Source organism: Nonomuraea sp. NPDC050556 (assembly GCF_044457355.1).
In the GTDB taxonomy this organism is placed as follows: Bacteria; Actinomycetota; Actinomycetes; order Streptosporangiales; family Streptosporangiaceae; genus Nonomuraea.
Map to the genome: position 1 here is coordinate 791,656 of NZ_JBITGU010000002.1, position 24,815 is coordinate 816,470.

The 24,815-nt window shown below is 70.9% G+C and carries 18 protein-coding genes; 8 read left to right on the plus strand and 10 right to left on the minus strand.

From position 1 onward, the window contains the following. Window positions 1-22 precede the first annotated feature (22 nt). Together ACIBG8_RS21770 and ACIBG8_RS21775 are read right to left on the minus strand one after the other, a co-directional pair. Complete coding sequence (locus ACIBG8_RS21770; protein WP_397344683.1) at window positions 23-3,409, minus strand: LGFP repeat-containing protein; 3,387 nt, start codon at window positions 3,407-3,409, stop codon at window positions 23-25. A gap of 63 nt (window positions 3,410-3,472) precedes the next feature. Beyond that, entirely contained in the window at window positions 3,473-4,162 is a 690-nt protein-coding gene (locus tag ACIBG8_RS21775) for a DUF6348 family protein (protein WP_397344684.1), read from the minus strand. Between the two features lie 119 nt (window positions 4,163-4,281). Between ACIBG8_RS21775 and ACIBG8_RS21780 the strand changes: the two genes are divergently transcribed. From ACIBG8_RS21780 to ACIBG8_RS21790, 3 genes are all read left to right on the plus strand, one after another. Further along, window positions 4,282-4,917, plus strand: a complete 636-nt coding sequence (locus tag ACIBG8_RS21780) for a DUF5987 family protein (protein ID WP_397344685.1) — start codon at window positions 4,282-4,284, stop codon at window positions 4,915-4,917. Continuing rightward, the gene (locus ACIBG8_RS21785) at window positions 4,914-6,509 is read left to right on the plus strand and encodes an FAD-dependent oxidoreductase (RefSeq protein WP_397344686.1); all 1,596 of its coding nucleotides are present in this window, start codon (window positions 4,914-4,916) and stop codon (window positions 6,507-6,509) included. The genes ACIBG8_RS21780 and ACIBG8_RS21785 overlap by 4 nt, the downstream gene beginning before the upstream one ends. 278 nt (window positions 6,510-6,787) lie before the next feature. Beyond that, window positions 6,788-7,858 (plus strand): glycosyl hydrolase family 18 protein, encoded by a 1,071-nt coding sequence (locus ACIBG8_RS21790; protein ID WP_397344687.1) that lies wholly within the window; start codon window positions 6,788-6,790, stop codon window positions 7,856-7,858. On the opposite strand, the gene ACIBG8_RS21795 is transcribed toward ACIBG8_RS21790, so the two are convergent. Genes ACIBG8_RS21795 through ACIBG8_RS21810 form a run of 4 tightly spaced genes read right to left on the minus strand, consistent with a single transcriptional unit; the run spans window position 7,855 to window position 13,310 of the window. Further along, the gene (locus ACIBG8_RS21795; protein ID WP_397344688.1) at window positions 7,855-9,804 is read right to left on the minus strand and encodes a dipeptide ABC transporter ATP-binding protein; all 1,950 of its coding nucleotides are present in this window, start codon (window positions 9,802-9,804) and stop codon (window positions 7,855-7,857) included. The two genes, ACIBG8_RS21790 and ACIBG8_RS21795, sit on opposite strands and share 4 nt — an antisense overlap. A 2-nt stretch (window positions 9,805-9,806) precedes the next feature. Continuing rightward, on the minus strand, window positions 9,807-10,643 hold the full coding sequence (locus tag ACIBG8_RS21800) for an ABC transporter permease (RefSeq protein ID WP_397344689.1): 837 nt from the start codon (window positions 10,641-10,643) through the stop codon (window positions 9,807-9,809). Then, window positions 10,640-11,599 (minus strand): ABC transporter permease, encoded by a 960-nt coding sequence (locus tag ACIBG8_RS21805; protein ID WP_397344690.1) that lies wholly within the window; start codon window positions 11,597-11,599, stop codon window positions 10,640-10,642. Before ACIBG8_RS21805 ends, ACIBG8_RS21800 begins: the two co-directional genes overlap by 4 nt. Window positions 11,600-11,603: 4 nt before the next feature. Continuing rightward, window positions 11,604-13,310 (minus strand): peptide ABC transporter substrate-binding protein, encoded by a 1,707-nt coding sequence (locus tag ACIBG8_RS21810; RefSeq protein ID WP_397344691.1) that lies wholly within the window; start codon window positions 13,308-13,310, stop codon window positions 11,604-11,606. A 183-nt stretch (window positions 13,311-13,493) separates the two neighbouring features. On the opposite strand from ACIBG8_RS21810, the gene ACIBG8_RS21815 reads away from it, so the two are divergent. The 3 genes from ACIBG8_RS21815 to ACIBG8_RS21825 are packed head-to-tail and all read left to right on the plus strand — an operon-like array spanning window position 13,494 to window position 18,334. Continuing rightward, window positions 13,494-14,621, plus strand: a complete 1,128-nt coding sequence (locus ACIBG8_RS21815) for an ROK family protein (protein ID WP_397344692.1) — start codon at window positions 13,494-13,496, stop codon at window positions 14,619-14,621. 18 nt (window positions 14,622-14,639) lie between these two features. Continuing rightward, complete coding sequence (locus tag ACIBG8_RS21820) at window positions 14,640-16,061, plus strand: M81 family metallopeptidase (protein WP_397344693.1); 1,422 nt, start codon at window positions 14,640-14,642, stop codon at window positions 16,059-16,061. Between the two features lie 8 nt (window positions 16,062-16,069). Continuing rightward, a complete protein-coding gene (locus ACIBG8_RS21825) occupies window positions 16,070-18,334 on the plus strand; it encodes an NACHT domain-containing protein (RefSeq protein WP_397344694.1) in 2,265 nt (754 codons plus the stop codon). Here the strand turns inward: ACIBG8_RS21825 and ACIBG8_RS21830 are convergent. Then, window positions 18,322-18,894 (minus strand): dihydrofolate reductase family protein, encoded by a 573-nt coding sequence (locus tag ACIBG8_RS21830; protein ID WP_397344695.1) that lies wholly within the window; start codon window positions 18,892-18,894, stop codon window positions 18,322-18,324. The two genes, ACIBG8_RS21825 and ACIBG8_RS21830, sit on opposite strands and share 13 nt — an antisense overlap. Window positions 18,895-18,996: 102 nt before the next feature. Here ACIBG8_RS21830 and ACIBG8_RS21835 point away from each other — a divergent pair, with 102 nt between their 5' ends. Continuing rightward, window positions 18,997-19,908 carry an RNA polymerase subunit sigma-70 gene (locus ACIBG8_RS21835; RefSeq protein ID WP_397344696.1) on the plus strand — a complete coding sequence of 304 codons (912 nt, stop codon included), beginning with the start codon at window positions 18,997-18,999 and terminating at the stop codon, window positions 19,906-19,908. A gap of 208 nt (window positions 19,909-20,116) precedes the next feature. On the opposite strand, the gene ACIBG8_RS21840 is transcribed toward ACIBG8_RS21835, so the two are convergent. Further along, window positions 20,117-21,052 (minus strand): amidohydrolase family protein, encoded by a 936-nt coding sequence (locus ACIBG8_RS21840; protein WP_397344697.1) that lies wholly within the window; start codon window positions 21,050-21,052, stop codon window positions 20,117-20,119. An 11-nt stretch (window positions 21,053-21,063) separates the two neighbouring features. Next, window positions 21,064-21,603 carry a carboxymuconolactone decarboxylase family protein gene (locus tag ACIBG8_RS21845; RefSeq protein WP_397344698.1) on the minus strand — a complete coding sequence of 180 codons (540 nt, stop codon included), beginning with the start codon at window positions 21,601-21,603 and terminating at the stop codon, window positions 21,064-21,066. A gap of 109 nt (window positions 21,604-21,712) precedes the next feature. Here ACIBG8_RS21845 and ACIBG8_RS21850 point away from each other — a divergent pair, with 109 nt between their 5' ends. Continuing rightward, a complete protein-coding gene (locus ACIBG8_RS21850) occupies window positions 21,713-24,487 on the plus strand; it encodes a BTAD domain-containing putative transcriptional regulator (RefSeq protein WP_397346157.1) in 2,775 nt (924 codons plus the stop codon). On the opposite strand, the gene ACIBG8_RS21855 is transcribed toward ACIBG8_RS21850, so the two are convergent. Next, window positions 24,484-24,813 carry a cupin domain-containing protein gene (locus ACIBG8_RS21855; protein WP_397344699.1) on the minus strand — a complete coding sequence of 110 codons (330 nt, stop codon included), beginning with the start codon at window positions 24,811-24,813 and terminating at the stop codon, window positions 24,484-24,486. The genes ACIBG8_RS21850 and ACIBG8_RS21855 overlap by 4 nt on opposite strands. Between the last annotated feature and the right edge of the window lie 2 nt (window positions 24,814-24,815).

Sequence of the window (24,815 nt, forward strand, 5' to 3'; positions counted from 1 at the left end):
CGCGCCCGATCTGCCCCGCGTCTCAGGCGGGGCAGATCGGTGAGGGGTCGGGGGTGGCCGGGTCCGTCACCACTGGCCGGAGCAGGTCGCGGAAGTCCAGCGTCAGCGGGCCGGCACAACCGGGCCGGTAGATCTTGATGAGGCCCTCGTGCCCGGACGCCCGGAGGAACTGCCCGTCGGCCAGCGGCCAGCCGGTCAGGTCGTCGGGCCGCTTGACCCCGTCGATCTCCAGGATCCGGTTCAGGTACTTGCTGCCGAACCGGTGCAGCTGGAACCGGTAGGTGTGGTCGTCCGGGGCGCGGAAGGTGTAGGGTGTGGTGACGTCCAGGTTCGCCGGCAGCCCGGCGTTGAGCTCCTTGACCTTGGTCGCGAAGGTACTGAACGGCATCTTCGCCTTCTCCAGCGCGTAGAAGAACCCGGCGTTCTCGAAGATCCCCGGCTGGACGCCCTTCTTGTTGATCTGGATGGCCACGTGGAAGCCGGTGCCGCCGCACTTGTCGGCGTCGAGCAGCAGCCACTGCCCGTTGGACTCCGGCCCCACGCACCGCAGCCAGCGCTCGGGCACCGCGCCCTGCAGCCCGCAGGCGAAGCCTCCGGCCACGCAGGTGTTGACCACGTCCCGGTCCGGCGGCGTGTGGCCGGGGCGGCGGCCGCCCTCGAACCGGATGAGGTCGGCGAACTCCAGGTTGAGCGAGGTCGGCATCAGCGTGGTCGACTGGGCGTTGCCCCGCTGCGGGAACCCGGTGATCTCGTCCATCCGGTAACCGCTGTTGAGGAACACCCCACCCGCGGTGATCATGAAGGAGGGCGAGCTGGAGTAGATCTCGACGCCGCCCTCGGCCCGGTCGGCGTCCGGATGGATCTTCGGCCGGTCGCCGTGGTAGAAGCGCTCCTCGTACGGCGTGCCCTTGTTCGTCGCCAGCTCGTAGGCGGCCCGCGGCGGCCGGTAGGACGACAGCCCGGCGATGGACGCCTCGATCCGCCAGGCGCCGGGGATCTTCCCGCCGGTGAACTCCGACAGGCCGGTGTAGAGCAGGAAGAAGCCCGTCACCGGGTCGGAGTCGCCGCTGAAGTAGCTCTTGTTGGCCGCGTCGGTGTACTTCGCCAGCCGGCGGAACGGCCCGGCCTGGCGCAGCATGTTGCTCGACACGGCGAACTTCGTGGTCGCGTAGTCCAGCACGATCCGCGCCGCCGCCCTGATCCGCGGCTGCTCGGCGAAGTCGTACAGGTTCATCAGCCCGTGGAGCGAGTAGCGCTGGTACGGCCGCGCGTTGAACTCCAGGAAGTCGTGCTTGGCGATGGTCTGCAGGAAGCGCAGCAGGTACACGTCCATGCCGTTGACGTGGTTGTCCCAGATGGCGTTCCGCGTCTCGGCGAAGAAGATCTGGTTGGTCAGGTACCTGGCGGTCTCGATGAGCAGCACGTGGTTCTCCGACTCCGGCGAGACGAAGGCGCAGATCACCTTGCCCTCCTCGCTGACCCGGTGCGGGCCGTTCATCGTCAGCAGCTCGTGAGTGATCTTCTGCCAGACGTCCTGGTCAAGCAGCGCCCGCTCCCGGTAGGCGATGGAGATGAGCCCCTTGAGGAAGGTGTCGTAGTCGCCGAGCGTCTTCTTCTCGACCGGGCAGTCGTCGGTCTCGGTCCCCACCGGTTTGGTGGGCAGGTCGCGCAGGACCTCGTTGACGAGCAGGCGGTTGGGCAGCTCGCCTGGGCAGGCGTCGCCGTTGCCCTCGAGCTCGACCCGCTTCAACCGGCTGACCATCGTGGCCGCCTCGTCCTCGCCCGGCTGGGTGCCGTCGAGGTCGAGGATCTTCTGGCAGGCGAGCTGCTCGACCACGGCCTTGGTCCGGGCGTCATGGGTGGTCAGGGCGGCGATGTCCACGTCCTCGCTGAACGCGGTGGGCTTGAAGCCGACGGGGATCGTCCAGCCCTGCTTGCAGTGCGAGCCGGTGAGGTTCTTGTCGCAGCCCTCCACGACGAAGCTGATCGGTCCCCACTCGGGCGGCAGGCCGACCCGGATCTTGCCGCTGGTCCTGGAGCCCTTGACCTCCTGCTGGCCCAGGTTCTTGCCGTTGCTGTCCCACCGTACGAGGAAGGCGTCGTAGTCGAAGCGGGGCTTGCTCGGGCCCCACTCGAAGACGGCCTGGCCCTCCTGCTGGTAGGCGGCGACCACCATGGCGTCGCCCTGGTCGGGCGACCAGGCGATCTGGCCGTGCCGGAAGTCCTGGCGCTTGCCGTTCCTGCCGTCCACGTCCTGCTCGGGGCCGGTCGGGCAGCCGAGCAGGCCGGCCGAGCCGCGCAGTTCCTGCCAGCGGTCGCCGATCAGGCCGCCGCTCCGCCGTTCGCAGCTCGCCTGGCCGGGCAGGGCCTGGAGCTTGACGTGGACCGGGATCGTCCACCCCTGGCGGCATGTGGACGAGCCGAGGAAGCTGCCCTCGTCGCACCCTTGGATGACGAAGGAGTAGTCGCCCATGCCCTGCAGCCGCCTGGTCCAGCGGCCGAGGTCGCCGTCGTCTGGCGACATGAGCCTGGCCTTGAGCTCGTCCTGGCCGAGGTTCGCGCCGTCCTTGTCGTAGCGGATCTGGAAGAAGTCGTAGGTGTAGGGCGTGGTCGGGCCCCAGTCGACGCTGACCCGGTTGCCCAGGAGGTAGGCCGCGACCGTCAGGTGCTCGCCCTGGTCGGGCGACCAGACGATCTCGCCGCGCTCGAACGGCTGGCGCTTGCCGTGCCGACCTGGCACGTCGACGGCCGGTCCTGTGGCGCAACCCAGCGGCCCGTTCTCATGCCCGAGGCTGTACCACTTGCCGTAGATATCACCCTCGAAATCCCCGATGTAGCACTTGGGCGGCACGCCATCACGAGTGCCCCCGGTCAGATCCACGTGCGCGGTGACCGGAATGGTCCACCCCTGGCGGCACTTGGACGACCCGTACCGAGGCTGATCACACCCCTCGACAACGAAGACGTAGTCACCACTCTTGTCAGGATCAACGACGTGCGACCCGGAGGTCGACGTGGCGAACCTGGCAGACTTCTGCCCGAGATTCTGCCCAGCGAAGTCCCAACGCACGAGAAAGGTGTCATAGCTGAACGGATCACTGGGCCCGAACTCCACTACGGCCGACTTGCCGAGCTGGTAGGCCGCAACCGTGAGCTCCTTGCCCTGATCAGGCGACCAGGCGATCTGCCCGTGCTCGAAGTCCTGACGTTTCCCGTTACGACCAGGCACATCCTGCTCAGGCCCCGTGGCACACCCGAGCGGCCCGTCCTTGCCCTCCAGCAGCTCCCACCGGCCGAGGATGAGCCCGACCGGCACGACCGCACAGGGGCCCTCAGCCCGGCCGGGCGGCCCGCCAACGACCAGCATGGCGGCGACCAGGGCAAGCAGGGCGAAAACTCGGGTGAGCATAGGACTCATCATGAAATCGAGCCCCGAGAGCCACCAGAGTATGCCCCTACTCAACCCCCTCGGCTACGTGGCGTCCTCCTCGGGCAGGACGAGCACGTAGGTGCGCGCATAGGTGAACGACGCCTCCCGCGGCCAGTCCAGACGGAGTAACGCCGCCGACGCCTCCTCGTGGACCTCGCCGTTGATCCGGACCTCGGCCATCTCGCTCTCCAGGTCACCGCCGAAAAGGATCTTCATCCCGTTGATACGCGGGTCGTCGAAGGCTCCGGCCAGCGTGTCCCGGATCTTCGGAAGGACCGGGTTGTCGATGTACCACGTCGTGATCGGGCCGATGTCTCCGGAGAAGGTGAAGGCTCCCACCGGACCGTGGACCACGTGATGCCCAGGGAGCCCGTCAGGGTCGTCCTGCGACAGGTGCGTGCCCTGCTCGCCGTCCTGGTGGACGAGCTCCATGAACGCCGCCCCCGCGGTCATCGCCCACATCTCCACGGCCTGCTTGATCGCCGCCTCGTCGGTCGCGCCCGCTCCCGTCGTGCAGTCCCACAACACGGGCGCGGTGTCGTCCTTGGCGTCCAGGCTGATGCCCAGGTCGAGGTGGGCGGGGCCGTCATCGAAGTCGATGCTCCGGATCACCACCGCGCTCTGACCCGGCCCCCGAACCCGCCCGTCCCTTGCGCGCCACTTCCCGCCGAACTGACTCATCCGCTTGGCGATGGTCTTCAGCGCGAACTCGGCGTGACTGGCTTTCCCCATGCCGGAGACCCTAGCGGGGACGACTGTCGCGATCTATCCAGATAATTGACCAAAGCGGGTGCGAGGGCTGTGGGGGCGGAGGGTACGGGCTGAGCCAGTGTGAAATTCCGGAGGGTGCCTTGCTCGGTCGTCGTTCCCTGCTGCTGGCGCTGGCCATGGCGCCGATGGTGGATCTCGCCTCCCTCCCGCCCGCCTCCGCCGCCCCAGGGATGAATGCGCTCACGCTGTCCACCCTTGAGGCCTACGCCGACACGATCGTTCCTGGGGAGAAGCGGTACCCGGGTGATCTCGCGGTCGCCGGGGCCGCGCCGGGGCCGGGGGCCGTGCAGGCCGGGGCGATGGATCTGCTGGCCTACCCCGGGTTCGGGCTGGCGCCGCTGCTGCCGCCGCTCGCCGTCGCGATGAACGCCCGCGTGCTGCCCTTCGCCGCCACCCGGCTCATTCCGGTGAACCCGCTGAGCCCTCTGGTCAGCCTGAGCTACCGCCACCGCGCCGCCTTCGTCGAGGACGTCGTCGGTTCGGTCTTCCCCGACCAGCTGCTCTGGGTCGGGGTCGCCCTGCTCGCCAGCCTCGCCTTCGACCTGGCGCCGCACCTCCACACCGGCGAGGCCGTACGGGCCGGGCATCCGGGTCTGACCTGGTTGCGGTACCCACCCCCGGGCCCCGATGGCCTGTGGCGGTTCGAGAGCTTCTCGTACGGCAGGCAGCTCGCGGACGCCCACCCCGCCACAACCCCGCAGGGAGGCCCCGCGTGAAGACGGCGGAGCTCACGGACGTCCTGGTGATCGGCAGCGGCTTCGGCGGCGCGATCCCCGCCTACCACCTGGCCGCCGGCGGCGCGAAGGTGCTGATCCTGGAGCGCGGCCCGCAGATCTCCTCGGCCGGCTTCGAGCAGGACTGGAAGCACGGCACCTGGACCCGCGTCCTCGACCTGGTCAAGGGCGACGGCATGACCGCCCTGGCGGGCAACTGCGTCGGCGGCGGCAGCGTGCACTACTACGCGGTCTCGCTGCGCGCCCCCAGCTTCACCTTCGAGCGCGGTGGCGGCCGGATGTGGCCCCGCTCGATCCGCCGCGCCACCCTCGACCCCTGGTACGAGCGGGCCGAGGAGTCGCTGCCCGTCACACTGCTGGACTGGAAGGAGGTCTCGTACGCCGGAGGCCTGTTCGCCGCCGCGTGCCGTAACGCGGGACGCACCTGCCAGCCGGTGCCCGTCGCCGTCGACACCGAGGCGTGCGTGAACTGCGGCTGGATGGTCGGCGGCTGCCACTTCGGCGCGAAGCGCTCGATGATCCTCAACTACCTGCCGGCCGCGCAGGCGCACGGCGCGGTGCTCCGCCCGCTGTGCGAGGTGCAGCGCCTGTCGAGGGCGCAGACGCCCGGGTACCGCTACCGCGCGCACTACGGCGCCGAGGTGGTGGAGGCCAAGGTCGTGATCGTGGCGGCGGGCGCGATGGCCACGCCGGTCCTGCTGCGCCGCTCGGCGTTCGGGCTCGGCGGGATGCCGGGCGCGGTCGGCCGGTACTTCTCGGGCAACGGCGACCTGCTGACCGTCACCCAGATGGACGAGGGGCGGATCGCCGACGTGCTCGGCCTGGAGCGCGAGCCGGGCATCGCCTACCAGGCCTACCCGATCGGCAAGAGCATCACCACGCAGAGCCTCGACCACACCGACCCGCGCAAGCCGGAGTTCACCCGGTTCTCGATCCAGCAGTGCTACAACACGCCGCTGACGAACATGCTGGCCGAGGGGCCGAGCTGGTTCGGCGTCGGCAAGAAGCAGGCGCGGCGCGAGTGGCGCTCGTGGCTGGGCACGCTGGCGATGTACGAGGACGACAACGAGGGCGTCTTCGGCCTCCTGCCGCCCACCGGGGCCTACCTCAAGCTGGCCGACGGGCTGGGGCTCAGCCCGCTGCGCTACCGCCGCTCCGCCAACAGCGAGCGCGCCAGGTCCCTGGTGCTGGCCGAGCTGCGGGCCATCCTGGAGAAGGACGGGCTGGGCCGGGTCATGCCGTTCACCGAGGACCTGATCGGCGAGGTCACCGCCCACCCGCTGGCGTCGGCGCGCATCGGCGACGACCCGGCGACCTCGGCCTGCGACGAGGGGCACCGGCTGCGCGGCCACGAGGGCCTGTTCGTGACCGATGGTTCGGCCGTGCCCGGCGCGTTGTGCGTGAACCCGTCGCTGACGATCTCGGCGCTGGCCGAGCGGGCCGTGCCGTACATCGTGCGTCAGTTGAGGGACGACGGGGTGGCGGTGACGTACGGCGCGCCCGCGCCCGGCGGTGCGACCTCGGGCCGCCGGGCCACCCTGGAGCTGGCGGAACGGGTGATCTCCGGAGGGTGAGTTGCCCTCGCTCCACGGGGCTTGGAGCGAGGGCCGGTCTACGCCGTTGGGGGTGGGCCAAGGCGCGACGCCGCAGGGTCATCGCCGTCGGGAAAGGCGTCTTACCCTGCGGAAGGATCACAACGTACCGACGGCGTACGAGGGTGGTCTAGCTGTTACCCGCAGTAATGGCAGGCCCCCCGATAACGATCAGAGAAAGGCCTTACTTTCCGGTAAGGGACGCATCCCGGATAAACGGTTAACCTTCTTTCCAATTTACCCTCTCCCGGGAGGTCGGCATGCGCCGTCTGGCCGCGTTCTTGTGCTTGCTCGCCCCGCTCTTCCTCGCCTCCCCCGCCAGGGCGGCGGTCACTCCCCTCCAGGTCTACGGGTCCTGGCACTGCGGCAACGACGCCTGCATCTGGGGCGCGGTCAGGGACACGGCCGAGTTCGACCAGAAGAACCACTGGCTCATCGACCGCGGTGACGGCCGCCCGTCGGTCAACGTCGTGGTGCTGAGCTTCGTCCACCCCGTCAAGCTTCTGCACAAAACGACGGACGCCCAGACGCTGGACGGCATACCGCGCGGCATGACCGCCGACATCGTGAGCTATTTCCGCAGCCGCGGTATCCGGGTCATGCTGTCCATCGGCGGCATCACCTATACCGACGCCTGGAATTCCGCGCTCGCCGAGAACGCCGCCCAGTTCGGGCGCAACGCAGCCGAAGCCGCCCAGCGGCTCGGGGTCGGCATCGAGATCGACTACGAGGAGAACAGCGGGCCGAACCTGACCGGGCTGCAGGCGTTCATCGACGCCTACCGCGCGGCGCTGCCGTACGACGCCAGCGGCGCCAACCAGGCCGCGCGCCTCACCATCGACCTGGCCGCCGGCGACCGCTGGCTGATCGACATCGGCAGGAAGGCCACAGCCGACTGGCTGCGCACCACCACGCCCGTCCTGGACTACGCCAACGCGATGGTCCCGGCCCGCCAGCCGAGCACGTCCAGCGCGATCGCCAACTGGCAGGAGCACCTGGACGGCAAGCCGACCTACTCCCCGCCGATCCCGCCGCTGGCCCCCGCCAAGTTCACCGGCTCCCTCTACATCGCCGAGGGCAGCAAGGTACGCCCCGAGTGCGTCAACTTCGGCGCCTCCCTGCAGAAGTCCACGGGCTCCTTCGTGCAGAGCGCCGCGCCCCACGGCGCGGGCACGACCGCGGGACTCCTCGGCTACATGTTCTGGGCGGCGGAGAAGCCCTCCAGCCGCGGCGTGACGACCGCGCCGCCCAACAGCTGCGAGGGCGGCGTCGGCGCGGGCGCCACCGCCTACACGATCCCCCTCCCGATGCCCGCCCTGCGTCAGAGCTAGTCGCGCAGGGGGAAGTGGCACGCCACCTGGTGCTCCTCCCCCTGCAAGGGCGGTTCCGTCGCGCAGATGTCCTGGGCGAGCGGGCAGCGGGTGCGGAAACGGCAGCCCGTGGGCGGGTTGAGCGCGCTGGGCAGCTCGCCCTGGATCGCGGTGGCCGGGCTCGGAGCGTGGCCGGGGTCGGGCGACGGGACGGCGTCGATGAGCGCCTGGGTGTACGGGTGCCTGGCGGCACGGACCACCTGCCTGGCCGGCCCGATCTCGACGAGCTTGCCCAGGTACATCACGCCGATCCGGTCGGCCATGTAGTCCACCACCGACAGGTCGTGGCTGATGAACACGTACGACAGGCCCAGGTCCCGCTGCAGGTCGCGCATCAGGTTGAGCACCTGCGCCTGGATGGACACGTCCAGCGCGCTGACCGGCTCGTCGGCCACGATGAGCCGCGGCGACAGCGCCAGCGACCTGGCCAGCCCGATGCGTTGCAACTGGCCGCCGGAGAACTCGTGCGGATAGCGTTCGACCGCCCGCGAGGGCAGCCCGACCTGGTCCAGCAGGGCAGCCACCCGGGTACGGCGAGCCGCGGCGTCCCCGACCTGCTGGATCTCCAGGGGCTCCGCCAGGATGCCCTCCACGCGCATGCGCGGGTTCATCGCGGCGTAGCTGTCCTGGAACATGAGCTGCACCTGCCGGTGCATGGCACGGCGGGCCCGCCGGTCGAGGGTGGCGATGTCGGTGCCGTCCAGGACGATCTGGCCGCCGGTGGGCTCCTCCAGCCCGGCCACCAGGCGGCCGACGGTGGACTTGCCGCAGCCGGACTCGCCCACGATGCCGAGCGTCTCCCCCGCCCTGACCTCGAAGGACACCCCGGCCACCGCGCTGACGACCCCCTTGTGCGGCCCGTCGTAGGTCTTGACCAGGTCCCGCACCGACAACACGGACTCGCCGGATATTTCACGAGAAGCGCCCTGGGAAGACGGAGCGAAGCTCACGGGCGACGTCACCGGGTGCAGGCACGCGAAGCGGTGGTCCTCTCCCGCCAGCGTCACGTCCGTGGTCCTGCACTCCTCGGTGGCGAACCGGCACCGCTCAGCGAAACGGCACCCCACCAGCGGCAAGGACAGGTCCGGCGGCATACCCGGAATGCTGTAGAGCTTGCCGTCCGAGGCCGACTCCGGCAGCGAGTGCATGAGCGCCTCGGTGTAGCGGTGCTTCGGCGCGCGGAACAGCTCCGCCGTCGTCGCGCTCTCCACCACCCGCCCCGCGTACATGACCGCCACCCGGTCCGCCCGGCTGGCGATCACGCCCAGGTCGTGGGTGACCAGGATGACCGCCATCCTGAACTCCTCGCGCAGGTCGTCGATGAGCTCGAGGATCTGCCGCTGCGTGGTGACGTCCAGCGCCGTGGTCGGCTCGTCGGCGATCAGCAGGCGGGGGTTGCGGATGAGCGCCATCGCGATGACCGCGCGCTGCCGCATGCCGCCGGACAGCTGGTGCGGGTAGTTGTCGACGATCTTGTCGGGGCGCGGCATGCCGACCCTGCGCAGGATCTCGATGGCCCGGTCCCGCGCCTCTGCCTTGGAGACCCCCTGGTGGGCGCGGAGCGGCTCGGCGACCTGCGCGCCGATCTTCATGGTGGGGTTGAGCGAGGTGAGCGGGTCCTGGAAGACCATGCCCATCTCGACGCCGCGCACCCGGCGCAGCTCCTGCGGCGACATGCCCAGCAGGTCGCGGCCGTCGAAGCGGATCTGGCCGCCGACGACCTGCCCGCCCTGTGGCAGCAGCCCCATGACCGACAGCACGGTCATGGTCTTGCCGCTGCCGGACTCGCCGACGATGCCGAGCGTCTCGCCCTGCCGTACCTCGAGGTTGACGTGGTCGAGGGCGTGCACCGTGCCCTTGCGCAGGGCGATGTCGGTGCTGAGGTCCACGAGCTGCAAAAGGCTCACGGCTATCTCCTCCTCAGGCGGACCTCGAAGACGTCCCGCAGGCCGTCGCCGATGAAGTTGAAGGCCAGGACGATCAGGACGATGGCGATGCCCGGCGGGTACAGCAGCCACCAGTGGCCGCTGAAGGTGTCCGACAGGCCGTCGGACAGCATGCCGCCCCAGTTGGCCGCCGGTGGCGGCACGCCCAGGCCGAGGAAGGACAGGTAGGCGACGTAGAGGATCGCGTCGGCGATCTGGAAGGTCGCGTTGACGATCACGGTGCCGATGGCGTTGGGAATGATGTGCTTGCGTACGGCACGCCCGCCGCCACCGCCCATGCCGCGCATGGCGATGACGTACTCGCGCGACCGCAGCGACAACGCCTCGCCGCGCACCAGCCGAGCGGGACCGAGCCAGGCGAAGGCGCCGATGATGAGGATCAGCATCGGCACGGTCGGCGTGAAGATCGAGGCCAGCAGCATGAACAGGAACAGCGCCGGGATCGACATCATCGCGTCGACCACGCGCATCATGGTCGCGTCCACCCAGCCCCCGGCGAAGCCCGCGATCGCGCCCCACAGGGTGCCCGCGATGGTGGCCAGGAGACCCGCGGCCAGGCCGACCACGATGGAGGTCTGGCCGCCGACCATCATCCGGCCGAGCTGGTCGTAGCCGACCCCGTCGGTGCCGAGCGGGTGGCCGGCCGTACCTGGTGCGAGGTAGACGCTGGCGAGGTCGGTGTGGACCTGGTCGGTCTGGTAGACGAGCGGGCCGAGGAAGGAGAAGGCCGCCAGCAGGATGAAGATGCCCACCCCGACCAGCGCGAGCCGGTTCTCCGCGAAGGATTCGAGGCGCTTCATGAGCGGGCCGCCCTGAGCCTGACGCGCGGGTCGACCGCGGCGTACAGCAGGTCGGCGATCAGCGCGCCGAACACGGTGGCCAGCGAGATCAGCAGCGTCACGCCGAGCAGGATCGGGTAATCGCGCTTGAGCGCGGCCTGCCAGAACAGCAGGCCCATGCCCGGGTAGTTGAACAGCCGCTCCACCACCAGCGCGCCGGAGAAGAGCGCGGGCAGGTACATGCCCAGCAGCGTGATCACCGGGAACAGGCCGTTGCGCAGCGTGTGCCCGACGATGACCCGCCCCTCGGGCAGCCCCTTGCTGCGTGCCGTACGGACGTAGTTCTCGTTGAGGTTGTCCACCATCGAGGAGCGGATGTAGCGAGAGTAGACCGCGATGGTGATGATGGCCAGCGTCACCACGGGCAGCACGAGCCCGGCCGGGTCGGCCAGCACCTCCCCCAGCGTGAAGCCCTGCGGCGCCTCCGGCGGCAGGATCGCCCAGGTCTGGGCGAACAGGATGATCATCATGAGACCCATGAAGAAGATCGGGGTGGCGTAGGCCAGCAGCGTCACCGCGTTGATGGCGTAGTCGGTCGCCTTGTTGCGCCGTACGGCCTGAAGGACGCCCAGCGGGACGGCCACCACGATCGCCAGCAGCGTGGAGAACAGCGACAGCACCATGGTCTTGGGCAGGCGCTGCCAGATGGCCTCGGCCACCGACTGGTTGAGCTGGAAGGAGTACCCCAGATCACCACGCACCAGCCGCTGCAGGTACAGCGCGTACTGCTCCCACAGCGGCCGGTCGTAACCCATCTCGTGGTTGAAGGCGGCGATCTGCTCCAGCGTCGCTTCCTTGCCCAGGATGGCCCGCGCCGCGCCGCCCGGCAGGAAGTGCAGGATCACGAACGTGATCAGCGTCACCAGGACCACGATCACCAGGGCCTGGCCCAGGCGTGTCAACAGGTAGCGGGCCATCGGGTCAGCTCTTCCAGGACCAGTCTTGGAAGTACATCAGGTTCATCGGGTCCTGCGGGTCCACGCCCTGCAGCCCCGACTTGTAGGCCGAGATCTGGTACACCGGGTTGGGCATCCAGAGCACCGGCAGGTCCTTGGCCAGGAACTCGTTGTAGGCCGTCAGCGGCTGGGCGTCGGACGAGAACTGCGCGGCCTCGATGAGCTTGTCCGCCTCGGGGTTGGAGTAGCTGCCGAGGTTGACCGGGGCGTCGGTCTGGAACAGGCGCTCGCCGGAGGCGAAGGCCGGGTAGTACCAGCTGCCCTGGGAGCCGAAGAAGGACATGTCCCACGAGCACTTGGCGTCGGCGGGCTTGCAGGCCGGGGTGACGGCGACGGAGTCCGGCACCTCCTTGATGGTCAGCACCGCGCCGACCTTGGCCATCTGCGACTTGATCTCGGCGAACATCTTGGACGTCGCGGTGAAGCCGGACTGGCTGGTCACCGTGAAGGCCAGCGGGGTGCCCTTCTCGATGCCCTCGCCGCAGTCTCCCTCACAGGTGGTCTGCCCGTCCGGGGCGACCTTCCAGCCGTTGTCGGTCAGCAGCTGCTTGGCCTTGGCGGGGTCGAAGGAGTAGGCGCAGGATTCTCCCTTGGACGGCACTGGGCCGCAGGTGGGAGCCGCCATGCCGCCCCAGATGACCTTGCTGATGGTCGGCTGGTCGATGAGCATCTGCAGGGCCTGGCGCAGGTACGGCTGCTTGAACAGCGCGCCGGTCTTGGGGTTGTTGAAGTTGAGCTGCAGGTAGGTGATCGACCACCCGTACCAGGGGGAGATCGTGTAGCCCTTGGACTTCAGGTAGTCCTGCTGTGACAGGTTGGCGGGTGGGATGTAACCGTAGTCGATGTCGCCCGCGCGCAGCACGTTGAACTCGGAGTCGTCGCCGGTGAACGGCCGCAGCACGATCTTGTTCAGCTTCGGCTTGTCAGGACCGGAGTAGGTGGCCTGCTTGACGAGCTCGACCTCGCCGTTGGGCACGTACTTCGACAGCTTCCACGGGCCGCTGTTGGTCTGCCACAGCGGGTTGGTGGCGTAGGTCTTGGGGTCCTTGGCCGCCTCGGTGAGCTGGGCGAAGGTCGTCTTGGCGTCGCCCTTGTCCCAGGCGTGCTGCGGGATCGGGACGATGCGGTTGAGCTGGTTCCCGACGAACCAGGAGGTGTTGTAGGCCTTCTTCGTGGTGAAGGAGAACGTCTTCTCGTCCTTGACCTTGAAGGCGGCGATGTTGTCGGGGAAGCCGCCGGGCCGGTAGGAGGCCCACTTGTCCTTGTTGGCGGTGACCAGGTCCCACCAGAACTGGATGTCCTTGGTGGTCAGGGGCTTGCCGTCGGACCAGGTGTTGTCCTTCAGCGTGATGGTCAGCGTCTTGCCGCCGTCACTGACCTGCGGCGCGTCGGCGAGCGAGCGCTGCGGGTCGATGTTGTCCGCGCTGGAGCCGTCCAGCTTGTACGTGTACAGCTTGCGGTACAGCGCGGTGGAGAAGATGTCGTTCTCGCCCTGGGTGAAGCCGGGGGCCGAGATCGGCAGGATCCAGTTGGGCGTGCGGAAGGCCACGGTCGCCGTGTCCTTGCCCTGGGTGGCGGGTGCGGCCGCCTGGCCGCCACCGCCGCCGCTGCAGGCGGTCAGGCCGAGCCCGATGGCCGCCACGCCGCACACAATGCGGGTTCTCGTCCCCATGTTTCTCCTCGTCGAGACGTGCGTCTTCCCTTCCGGGCGCGCTCAGCCGACGAATGTATTGACGGAACAAACGGAAGTCAACCGAAAAATGTACTTTGTTCGGCGGGCTTATTTCGGTGTAATGTTCCCGTCGCGTCGTGCCCGATGATGGACACCTGATGCGCGCCCCCTGGGAGGAGAGGTATGTCGGATCCGGCCACCCTGCGTGAGCAGGCGCTGAGCCTGCTGGCCAGCGGCAGGGCCACCTCCCGCGCCGACCTGGTGGAAACACTGCAGGTCGCGCCGTCGACGGTCTCCAGCGTCGTGCGCCGCCTCCTGGAGGACGGCGTGATCCTTGAGGAGGGCGTGGGCGTCTCCACCGGCGGCCGCCGGCCCAAGATCCTCCGCCTGCGCCACTCCGGCGGCGTGTACGGCGTGGCCGAGCTCGGCGCCGGGCACGCGCGGATCGGCCTGTGCTCCACCGACGGCAGCCTCCTCGCGGTCGAGGAGAGCGTCATCGATATAGGAGCAGGCCCCTCCCCGGTCTTCGACGAGGTGAGCGCCGCCTTCGCCAGGATCGGTCCTGGCCAGGACCTGCTCGGCGTCGGCATCGCGCTGCCCGGCCCGGTGGAATACCCCTTCGGCCGCCTCATCGGCCCCGCCCGCATGCCCGGATGGAGCGGCTACGACGCCCAGAGCGACCTGCACGACCGCTTCGGCGTGACCGTCGTGGTCGACAACGACGCCAAGGCCGCCGCAATAGGCGAGCACGTCGTACGGCAGGCCGACGGCGGCGACATGATCTACGTCAAGGCGGGCACGGGCATCGGCGGCTGCCTGGTCTCCGGCGGGCAGATCTACCGCGGCGGGCGCGGACTCAGCGGCGACGTCACCCACGTGCGGGTGGCCGACAGCGGCGAGCGCGAGTGCTCCTGCGGCGGCCGCGGCTGCCTGGAGACCGTCGCCAGCGGCGCCGCCCTGGCCCGCGACCTGGCCGGGCGCGGCCTGCCCGTCACCAGCACCCGCGACGTCATCTCCGCCACCGTCAACGCCGACCCCGCCGTGGTCACCACGGTCCGCCATGCGGGCCGCCTGCTGGGCGTGGCGCTGTCGGGGCTGGTCAACTTCCTCAACCCGGACAGGGTCGTCATCGGCGGCGCGCTGTCGAGCCTCGACGTGTACGTGGCGGCCGCGCGCGGCATGCTCTACGAGCGGTGCCTGGCGTCGATGACCCAGTCGCTGACCATCGAGGCCAGCCTCGCCGGGCCGGACGCCGCCCTCCTGGGCCTGGCCCACCTGGTGCGCGCCGCCACCCCGCAAAAAGTCGCGTAAGAAGGAGCTTCTTTCATCGTGTCCCGCCCGTTGCGTGTCGCCGTCGGCGGCATCCACATCGAGTCCAGCACCTTCTCCCCGCACCTGAGCGGCACGGACGACTTCGAGGTCACCCGCGGCCAGGCCCTGCTCGACCGCTACGACTGGCTGTCCGAGCCGTGGGCCGCCGACGTGGAGTGGGTGCCGCTGGTGCACGCCCGCGCGCTGCCCGGCGGCGCCGTCGAGGCGGCCGCCTACGACGCGTGGAAGGCCGAGATCGTCGAGGGGCTGTCGCACGGCACCTTCGACGGGATGCTGCTCGACATCCACGGCGCGATGAGCGTGGTCGGCCTCCAGGACGCCGAGGGCGACCTGATCACCGCCATCCGCGCCGTGATCGGGCCTGACCCGCTGGTGTCGACCGCGATGGACCTGCACGGCAACGTCTCCCACGAGCTCTTCGCCGGGTGCGACCTGCTGACCTGCTACCGCACGGCGCCGCACGTGGACGTGTGGGAGACGCGCGAGCGGGCGGCGCGCAACCTGCTCGACGCGCTGCGCGGGGGCGGCCGGCCGTACAAGGCGCTGGTGCACGTGCCGATCCTGCTGCCGGGCGAGATGACCAGCACGCGCACCGAGCCGGCCAAGGGGCTGTACGCCCGCATCCCCGAGATCGAGGCGCGGCCCGGGGTGATCGACGCGGCGATCTGGATCGGGTTCGCGTGGGCGGACGAGCCGCGCTGCATGGGCGCGGTCGTGGCCACCGGCACCTCGGAGGAGGCGGCCGAGTCGGCCGCCGCCGAGCTGGGGCGGGCGTTCTGGGAGGCGCGGGAGGAGTTCGCTTTCGTCGCACCCGCCGCGCCGATGGACGAGTGCCTGGACGCCGCGCTCAAGTCCCCGTCCAGGCCCTACTTCATCAGCGACTCCGGCGACAATCCGGGCGCGGGCGGCGCTGACGACGTCACCTACGCCCTCGCCCGCATGCTGGCCAGGCCCGAGGTCCGCGCCCTGCGGTCCGTCTTCGCCTCGCTCTACGACCCGGCAGCCGTCGCCTCCCTGGAGGGGGTGGCGGTCGGCTCCCCGATCAGCGTGTACGCCGGAGGCAGGATCGACACCCGCGAGCCCGGACCGGTGCTGCTCGAAGGCGTGCTGGAGGCGCTGGCCGACGACCCGGACGGCGGGCGCGTCGCCAGCGTGCGGGTGGACGGGCTGAGCGTCTTCATCACCTCGCGCCGGATGCAGTACCGGCTGCTGGAGTCCTACCGGCGGCTGGGCGTGGAGGTGGCCGACCTCGACCTGGTCACCGTCAAGATCGGCTACCTGGAGCCCGAGCTCTACGAGGCCGCGCGGGACTGGATGCTGGCCCTGACCCCCGGCGGGGTCGACCAGGACCTGCCGCGCCTGCCGTACCGGCATCTGAAGCGTCCCATCTTCCCCCTGGACCGGGACTTCGCGATGTAATTGCTCACGTGGATCCACGGGCACAGTTCGCCGAGCGGCTGCGCGCGCTGAAGGACGCCGCCGCCATCTCGGTGCGCGACCTGGAGATCGCCAGCGCGCGCACCCCCAGGCGCGGCGCCGGGCAACCGCCCCTGCGGCTCAAACGCAGCACCATCGCGGGCATGACCAGCAGGAGCCGCCCGGTTTGCCCGCAGCGGGAGAACTTCGAGGTCTTCGTCGACACCTGCCTGCGCGTCGCCGCGTCGACCGGCCGCTCCGTCCCCGAGGAGCTGGCCAGCCGGACCAAGTGGGACGCCGCCTATCACGAGCTGGTGCTCGGGCTGAGCGGCGACCAGCGACAGCCGGGCGTGCGAGCCGTACGGCAGGTGACCGCTCCGGCGAGGACGTCGCCGCTGGCCGAGGCCAAGGAGGTGCTCGCCGGGCTGGTCGAGCAGCAGTGGCGCACCGAGGCGGCGCTGCGCTCGCTGGACGACCCCGACCCGATCCCGGTGCGCTGGCGGGCGACGGGCGACCAGCGGCTGGTGGACCACCCGGAGAACCGGGGACCGTCGGGCCAGCCGCTCAGGGCCAGCAGTGGCGACATCGCCGGTCTGACCGCGCGGTTCCGCGCGATGCGCCGGCGCCGTCTGGTGATATTAGGCGGACCGGGTACCGGCAAGACGACGCTGGCCGTACAACTGCTGCTCGACCTGCTGGCCAGCAGGAGGGACCATCCGGACGAGCCGGTGCCTGTGCTGGTCTCCGCAGCGGGCTGGGACCCAGCCGCCTTCCCGCTCCTCCAGGACTGGCTGGCCGTACGGCTGGCCAAGGACTACCCCGCGCTGGACGCGGACTCCGCGGCCGCGCTCGCCGGGCGCGGGCAGATCCTGCCGGTCCTGGACGGGCTCGACGAGCTGCCCGCGCCCGCGCAGGCGGCGGTCATCGTGGCGCTCAACCGCTGCCTGGGCGGCGCCGACCAGCTCGTGGTGACCGCCCGCACGGCCGACTACGCCGTCGCCGTCGAGAGCGCGGCCGACGTGCTCACCTCGGCCCAAGTGATCGAACCGCAACCGCTGGCGCCCGCCGACGCCACGGCCTACCTGCGCCGATGCCTGCCTCCCTCCAGCGCGCACGCCTGGGAGGAGGTCCTCGCCGCGCCCGGCGCCCTGGCCGACGTCATCGCCACCCCGCTGGGGTTGTGGCTGCTCCGCACCGTCTACCTCGCCCCCAGCGCAGCGGACCCCGCGTCACTGCTCGATCCCGTACGGTTCCCCGACGCGGCCGCGCTGCGCGCCCACCTGTTCGACGGGCTCATCCCCGCCCTCATCGAGAGCCGCCCGCCCAGCGCCAGGCCCAACGACCCGTTCCGCCCCAGGCGCAGGCACGACCCAGAGCAGCTGCGGCGCTGGCTCGGCCACCTGGCCAGGTCCGGCACCCGCGACCTGGCGTGGTGGCAGCTGGCCGGGACCATCTCCACGGGAACGGCGGCCGTCATCGGTGGCGCCGTGGCCCTGGCGATCATCCTCACCTCCGTGTGCTCCATGTTCTACGCGGTCGGGCCAGCCGCCGCGTTCCCCGGCGGGCTCGGCTACGGGACGGGGTTCGGCCTGGCCGCCGGGCTGGTGACCGCCGTCTCGGCGCGGTCCTGGGCCCGCCAGCCGCCCGGCTTCGCCGACCTGCGCCTGCGCCGTCGCCGCCCCTGGTCGCGGCCGCGCCTGGTCACCGCGCTGGAGCGCGCCCTGGCCATCGGCCTCGCCGCGGGAGCCGTGATGGCCGTCGCGATGACGCTGAACGTCGGGTTCGTGCCCGCGCTGCTCGCCGGGACCGTCTCCGGCGCGGCCGTCACCGTCGCGTTCGGGCTGGCTGCCGTGTTCACCGCGTGGGCGGAGGCGCCGACCCCGGAGGGCCAGGCCTCCACCCCGATGGCGAGCTGGCGGGCCGACCGGGCGCTCAACCTCACCCGCGCCGCCACCACCGGCCTGGCCAGCGCGCTGACCGGCGGCGTGGCCGCCGGGCTGGCGGCGACCGCCAGCGAGACACCCGCCTTCGGCCTGGCCGTCGGGCTCAGCTACGCCGTCACCTTCGGGCTCACCGCGGCCCTCGCGGCAGGACACCATCACGCGTGGATGGCCTACGTGATCGCCACCACCCGCTTCGCGCTGAACGGAACGCTCCCGCGCGGGCTGATGCCCGTCCTGGACGACGCCCACCGCCTGGGACTGCTACGCGCCGTGGGCCCGATCTACCAGTTCCGCCACGCCGAGCTCCAGGACCACCTGGGTCAGGACGTGTAGGTGTTCACGAGGACGTCGCCGGGGAAGCGGCGGGAGGCGGCCAGGTGGAGTTCCCTCGGCTCCGGCAGGTCCCGCCACAGGTGGGTGCCCTGGCCCAGGGCGATCGGGTAGACGTCGAGCAGGTACGCGTCGATGTGGTCGGCCAGCGTCGCCAGCAACGACGGGCCGCACATCAGCAGGAGGTCGCCGCCCTTCTCCCTCTTGAGGTCGGCGATCCTGGCCGCCGGGTCCTCGCGCAGCACGGTGGTGTTGCCCGCCGGGTCGGGCAGTCCCGTCGACACGGCGTACTTCGGCAGGTCGCGCACGCTGGTGGCGTACCTGACCTCGGCCGCGGTGGCCGGGCCGCTCGGGTGCCGCCCCGCGTCGGCGACACCCGTCCAGTACGGGACATACTTCTCGTAGACCGTCCGGCCGAAGACGAGCCCGCCCGCCTCGGCGAAGGCGTCGGCGTAGTAGGTCTGCAGGTCCTCGCTCCAGTGGGGGCCGAACCGCAGGTCGCCCTTGGGGTCGGCGATGAAGCCGTCCATGGAGGTCAGCATGCGCAGGATGAGCTTTCGCACGTTCTTCGTCCTCTCGTTGGGGTTTGCGGACCGTGTAGACGACGGGGTTCGGGGAATTCGTCGGCGGGTGAGCGATGAATTTCCCTGCCGGGGATCGTCTTCATGGAGGTGATCGACGAAGCGGCGTTCGCCGACCTGGTCGGCCGCCACGAGCGGGAGTTGCACGTCCACTGCTACCGGATGCTGGGCTCCTTCGACGAGGCGGAGGATCTGCTCCAGGACGTCCTGCTGCGTGCCTGGCACGGCTGGAGCTCCTTCGAGGGGCGGTCCTCGGCACGGGTGTGGCTGTACCGCATCGCGACCAACGCCTGCCTCGACCGGCTGCGGCACCGGGCGCGGCAACCCGAGGTGGACGAGCTGTCCGACGTTCCGTGGCTGCAGCCCTACCCTGACGATCCCGGCGAGACGGCCGTCGGGCGGGAGACCATGGAGCTGGTCTTCCTCGCCGCGCTGCAACTGCTGCCGCCGCGCCAGCGGGCCGTGCTCATCCTGCGCGACGTGCTCGGGTGGCCGGCCCGCGAGACCGCTTCGCTCCTCACGACGACCGCAACCGCTGTGCACAGCTCGCTCCAGCGCGCCAGGGCGACGCTGCGCGAGCACCTGCCCGACCGGTCGGAGTGGGTACGGCCGGCCGCGCTCGACGGCAAGGACCGGCTGATGCTCGACCGGTACCTCGCCGCGCACGAGCGCGGGGACACCGAGGCGGTGCTCGCGCTGCTGCACGAGGACCTCGTGGTGTGGATGCCGCCCGACCCGCGCGTCTGGCGCAGCCGGGCGGACTACGCGGCCTACGCGTTCGGCGGGGAGCCGCCCGGCCGGTGGCGTCTGCGGTTCACCGGGGCCAACGGGCAGCCGGCGATGGCCTTCTACCTGCGGCGGCCGGGCGACACCGCCTTCCGCGCGACGGCGCTGCAGGTGTTGCGCGTCGAAGGCGGGCTGATCACCGAGATCACCGCCTTCCAGCAGCCCCGGCTGTTCGCCGCGTTCGGGCTACCGCCGGAAACGCCGGCGTGAGACACCCGACGGCTCCGCAGGCGGTGTGGAAGGTGAACCGGTACAGGCGCCACGGCGGCGGGCCCGCGCTCGGGGCGCCCTCCAGGCCCAGGGATGGTGGCCGCCGGGTTGCGTATCTTGCGCGGATTCGAGCGTGTTGCGCGCCCGGCTCCATGCCCCGCTGGGCGGTGTCGGCGCCGACACCGCCCACCGGGACGCGGCCGCCTGATCAGCCGAGCAGCTCCTTCGCGTTCCGGTCGAGGACGGCGTCGGCCTCGTCCGGGGACAGCGCGTCCTCGATGGACGTGACGGCCCGCCGCAGCAGGTCGCCGCTCTGGTAGGGGAAGTCGGTGCCCAGCACCAGCCGGTCGGCGCCGAAGGACTCGGCCGCCGCCCTGATGGCGGGCACGTGGCCGTGGCTGACGGTGTCGAACCACATCCTTCGTACGGCCAGGCTGGGTTGTTCCTGCGTCTCCGGCGACTCCCACTGGTACTGGTTGTCCGCCCGCTGCAGCAACATCGGCAGCGCACCGCCCAGGTGCGAGATGATGATCTTCACCCGGGGATACCTGGCGGGGATGCCCGCCAGGATCAGGTGCATCGCGGCGATGGTGTCCTCCATCGGCGCACCGACCATCCACCGCATCCGGTGCTCGCCGATCAGCGGGGTGTCCGCGTCGTGCCCTGAGGGATGCACGTAGAGCACGCTCCCCCGCCGGTCGAGCTCCTCGAACAGCGGCGCGAACGCGGGATCGGCCAGCGTGCGGCCCAGCACGTCGGTCGTGACGGTGGCCCCGACCATGCCGAGCTGGTCCAGCGCCCGCTCCAGCTCGGCCAGCGCCGCGTCCACGTGCGGCAGCGGCAGCGCGGCGAAGGCGGAGAACCGCGCGGGCCACTCGGCGACCACCGAGGCGTAGAGGTCGTTGGCGAACGTCGCCGCGTGCACCGCCTGCGCCCGGTCGGCGAAGTGCGGTACCTGCGGCGACACCGACAGGACCTGGTGCTGGATGCCCGCCGAGTCGTTCAGCGCGAAGCGCGCCTCCAGCTCCTTCTCGGTGGCCCCTGCCCCGGTGCCGCGCTGGGTGCCCGTGTCGGCTCTGCCGTACGAGTCGAGGAGGTCCAGGTAGGCGTCGGTCCAGAGGTGGGCGTGTACGTCGATGCGCATGGAGGTGCCTTTCAGCTGTCGCTGCGGACGAGCGGCCAGTCGATGGCGACCCGGCCGGCCTTGTTGAGGTAGTTGGTGAACACGTTGAGCGCCACGTGCGCGACGACCTCGGCGATCTCCCCGTGCGAGAGGTCCTCGCCGGCGGCGTCGAGTTCTGCGTCGGAGACGTCGCCCTGGTTGCGCAGCAGCGCGGTGGCCAGCGTCAGCGCCGCGGCCGCCTTGGCGTCACCGGCCTGGCCCTTGCGCGCAGCGGTGGCCTCCTCCTCGCTCAGCCCGGCGAGCTTGGTGCCGATGTAGGTGTGCGCGGACAGGCAGTAGTCGCACCCGTTCTCCTGGGCGACCAGCAGCGCGATGCGCTCGCGGAGGGCGGAGGGCAGGGCGCCCTCGCCCAGCGCGCCCCAGAAGTCCAGGTACGCCTTGAGCACGGCGGGGCTGTTGGCCATCGCCCTGGTCATGTTGGGGGTGACGCCGAGCGCCTTCTGCACGCCGTCGAGCAGCTCGGCGGCCTGGCCGGTGGCGGTGTCCGACTGGATCAGCGGAAGTCCGGACATAAGGTGTCTCGCTCTCTTGTTAGGTGGACTGCGAACGCATCATCCGAGAGCGAGTTGCTAGATTTCCCATGCGATCGCCATGGATCACTACATAGGGGCATTTTTGAGCGTGAAGTTGACCGTGCTCGGGCCGGTGGCGATCTCCGCCGACGGGCGGCAGGTGTCCGGCGCGGCGCCGCGGCACCGGGCCGTGCTCGCCTACCTGCTCCTGCACGCCAGGACGGTGATCAGCACCGAGCGGCTGATCGGCGCGATGTGGGGGCACACCACGCCGGACACCGCCCGCTCCCAGCTCCACGCGTCCATCGCGGCGGTGCGCCAGGTGCTGCGCCAGGCCGGCGCCGGGGAGATCCTGCAGACGCGGTCCGCCGGATACGTGATCGTGCCCGAGCCGGGCCAGCTCGACATGGACGAGTTCACCCGCCTGGTAGCCGAGGCGAACGCGACCGAGGACAGGAACGCCACGTCCCGCCTGCTCCGCCAGGCGCTGGCGCTGTGGCAGGGGCAGCCGCTCGCCGGGATGAACGCCGACTACGTCGGCGACGCCGTACGCCGCCTGGAGGAACGGCGGCTGGCGGCCGTCGAGCGGATGATCGAGGTGGAGCTCGACCTCGGCCGCCACGCCGACCTGGTCGAGGAGCTGACCGCGCACGTGGCCGAGCATCCGCTGCGCGAGCGGCTGTCCGGCCAGCTGATGCTGGCGCTGCACCGCTCTGGCCGCCAGGTGGACGCGCTGGCGGCGGGCCGCGCGTTCAGGGAGCGCCTCGTCGAGGAGCAGGGCCTCGACCCCAGCCGCACCTTCCTCGACCTGGAACGATCCATCCTCAGCGACGCCCCGGCCGCCCGGGAGGCGAGCTCCTTCCTGCCCTTCGACATCCCCGACTTCACCGGCAGGGCCGAGGAGCTCGACCGGCTGGCCGACTCGTGGGCGGCCAACGGCGGCGTGGTGACCATCTCGGCGATCGACGGCATGGCCGGGATCGGCAAGACCACGCTGGCCGTGCACACCGCGCACCGGCTGGCCGGCCGCTTCCCCGACGGGCAGCTCTTCGTCGACCTGCACGCCCACACCGCGGGCCAGCGGCCGATGGAACCGGCGGTCGCGCTGGAGACCCTGCTGCGCCAGCTCGGCGTCCCGTCGGAGCGGATCCCGCAGAGGGAGCTCGAACGGGCGGCGCTGTGGCGGACCGAGCTGGTCAACCGGCGCGTCCTGGTCGTGGTGGACAACGTGCTGGACGCCGACCACGTCAGGGCGCTGCTACCCGGCGCCTCGCACAGCCTCATGCTGATCACCAGCCGACGGCGCCTCGTGGACCTCGACGGCGCCTTCACGCTGTCGCTGGAGGTGCTGCCCGCGCAGGACGCCATCACCCTGTTCACCTCGATCGTCGGCGCGCGCGCCGTCGAGGAGCCGACGGCGGTGCTGGACGTGCTGCAGCTCTGCGGCTTCCTGCCGCTGGCCGTGCGCATCGCGGCCGCCCGGCTGCGCCACCGGCCCCGCTGGAGCGTGGCCTACCTGGCGGAACGGCTGCGCGACCAGCGGCGCAGGCTGAGCGAGCTGTCCACCTCCGAGCGGGGGGTGGCGGCCGCGTTCACCCTGTCGTACCAGCAGCTCGACGAGGCCCAGCAGCGCCTGTTCCGGCTGCTCGGGCTGCACCCGGGCACCGACTTCGAGCCGTACGCCGCCGCCGCGCTGGCCGGGATCCCGGCCGACGACGCCGAGCAACTGCTGGAGGAGCTGCTCGACGCCCACATGCTGCTCCAGCACGAGCCGGGCCGCTACACCTTCCACGACCTGCTCAGGGACCACGCGCGCAGCGCGGCCGAGCAGGAGGGCGACGAGCCGCTGACCCGGCTGTTCGACCAGGCGCTCTACGCCGTCTGCACGGCCAGCGACCTGCTCTTCCCCGACTTCAGGCAACTCCGGCCCACCGTCGAGGAGCCCAAGTCCGAGACCGTACGGCTGCGCGGCGAGCAGGATGCGAGCGCGTGGCTGGAGTCCGAGCGGGCCAACCTCGCCGCCCTTGCCGCCCGCGGCGTCGAGCAGTGGGCAGGCCACACCATCAAGCTGGCGGCGGTCCTGCACCGCTACCTCTTCACGCACGCCCACTACGCGGACGCCCGGAGCGTCCAGGAGAGCGCCCTCGCCGCCAGCCGCCTCGTCGGCGACGCGGAGAACGAGGCCAGAGCCCTGATCAACCTCGGCGGCGTGTACTGGAAGACCGGCCAGTACGGCCAGGCCCACGACAACCACCGGGCGGCCATGGAGCTGTGCGCGCGGATCGGCGACCGGATCGGCGAGGCCCGCGCGTCGAACAACCTCGGGCTGGTCTACGAGGCGCAGGGCGAGTACGACCTGGCCTACCAGCACCACCTGCGGGCCGTGGAGCTGTGCCGCGAGACGGGCGACCGGGGCAACGAGGCGGCGTCGCTGGGGAATCTCGGCATCGTGCTCATCCGGCAGGGCCGCTACGAGGAGGCCCGCGGGCACTGCCTGGAGGCGCTGGCGCTGTACCGCGAGGTGGGCGACCTGGGCGGCGAGACCAGCATCCTCACCGACCTGGGGATGCTCTGCTCGGGACTGGGCGACTACCAGCAGGCCCGCGACTATCTCGGCCGGGCGCTGCTGCAGTATCGCGAGCTCGGTTTCCCCAACGGCGAGGTGGAGGCCCTCCTCGGTCTCGGCGACGTCGCCCTGGCCGCGGGCGACGCAGCCGCGGGAGACGAGGCCGTGGGGCACTACTCGGCGGCCCTCGCCATCGCCACCGCGGTGGGGACCCCGCTGGAGGAGGCGCAGGCCCGCCGGGGCCTGGCCGCCGCCCACCGCGCCCTCGGGCGGCCCGACCTGGCGCGCTCGCACGAGGCCGCGGCCGCGGGCCTCTAGTCCTGCGGGATGCCGCTGTAGGCGGGTGCGAAGAACACCAGCGTCACCAGGTCCTCGGTGACGTCGTGGAAGCGGTGCTCCTCGCGGGCCGGGACGAAGAGGGCGGTTCCCGGGCCGACCTCGACGGTCTCCCCGCCCGAGGTGAACGAGGCGCGCCCGCTCGTCACCACGTAGATCTCGTCCTCGTTGTGCGGCGACTGGTCGTCCTTGGCGCCGGCCGGGATGGAGTAGGTGCCGAAGCTGAGCGCGGGGACGCTCAGGTGCTCGGCGAAGTCGGCGGATCCATCCGCCGCCGGGACGAAGCGCCCGCTGTCGATGATCTGCATGA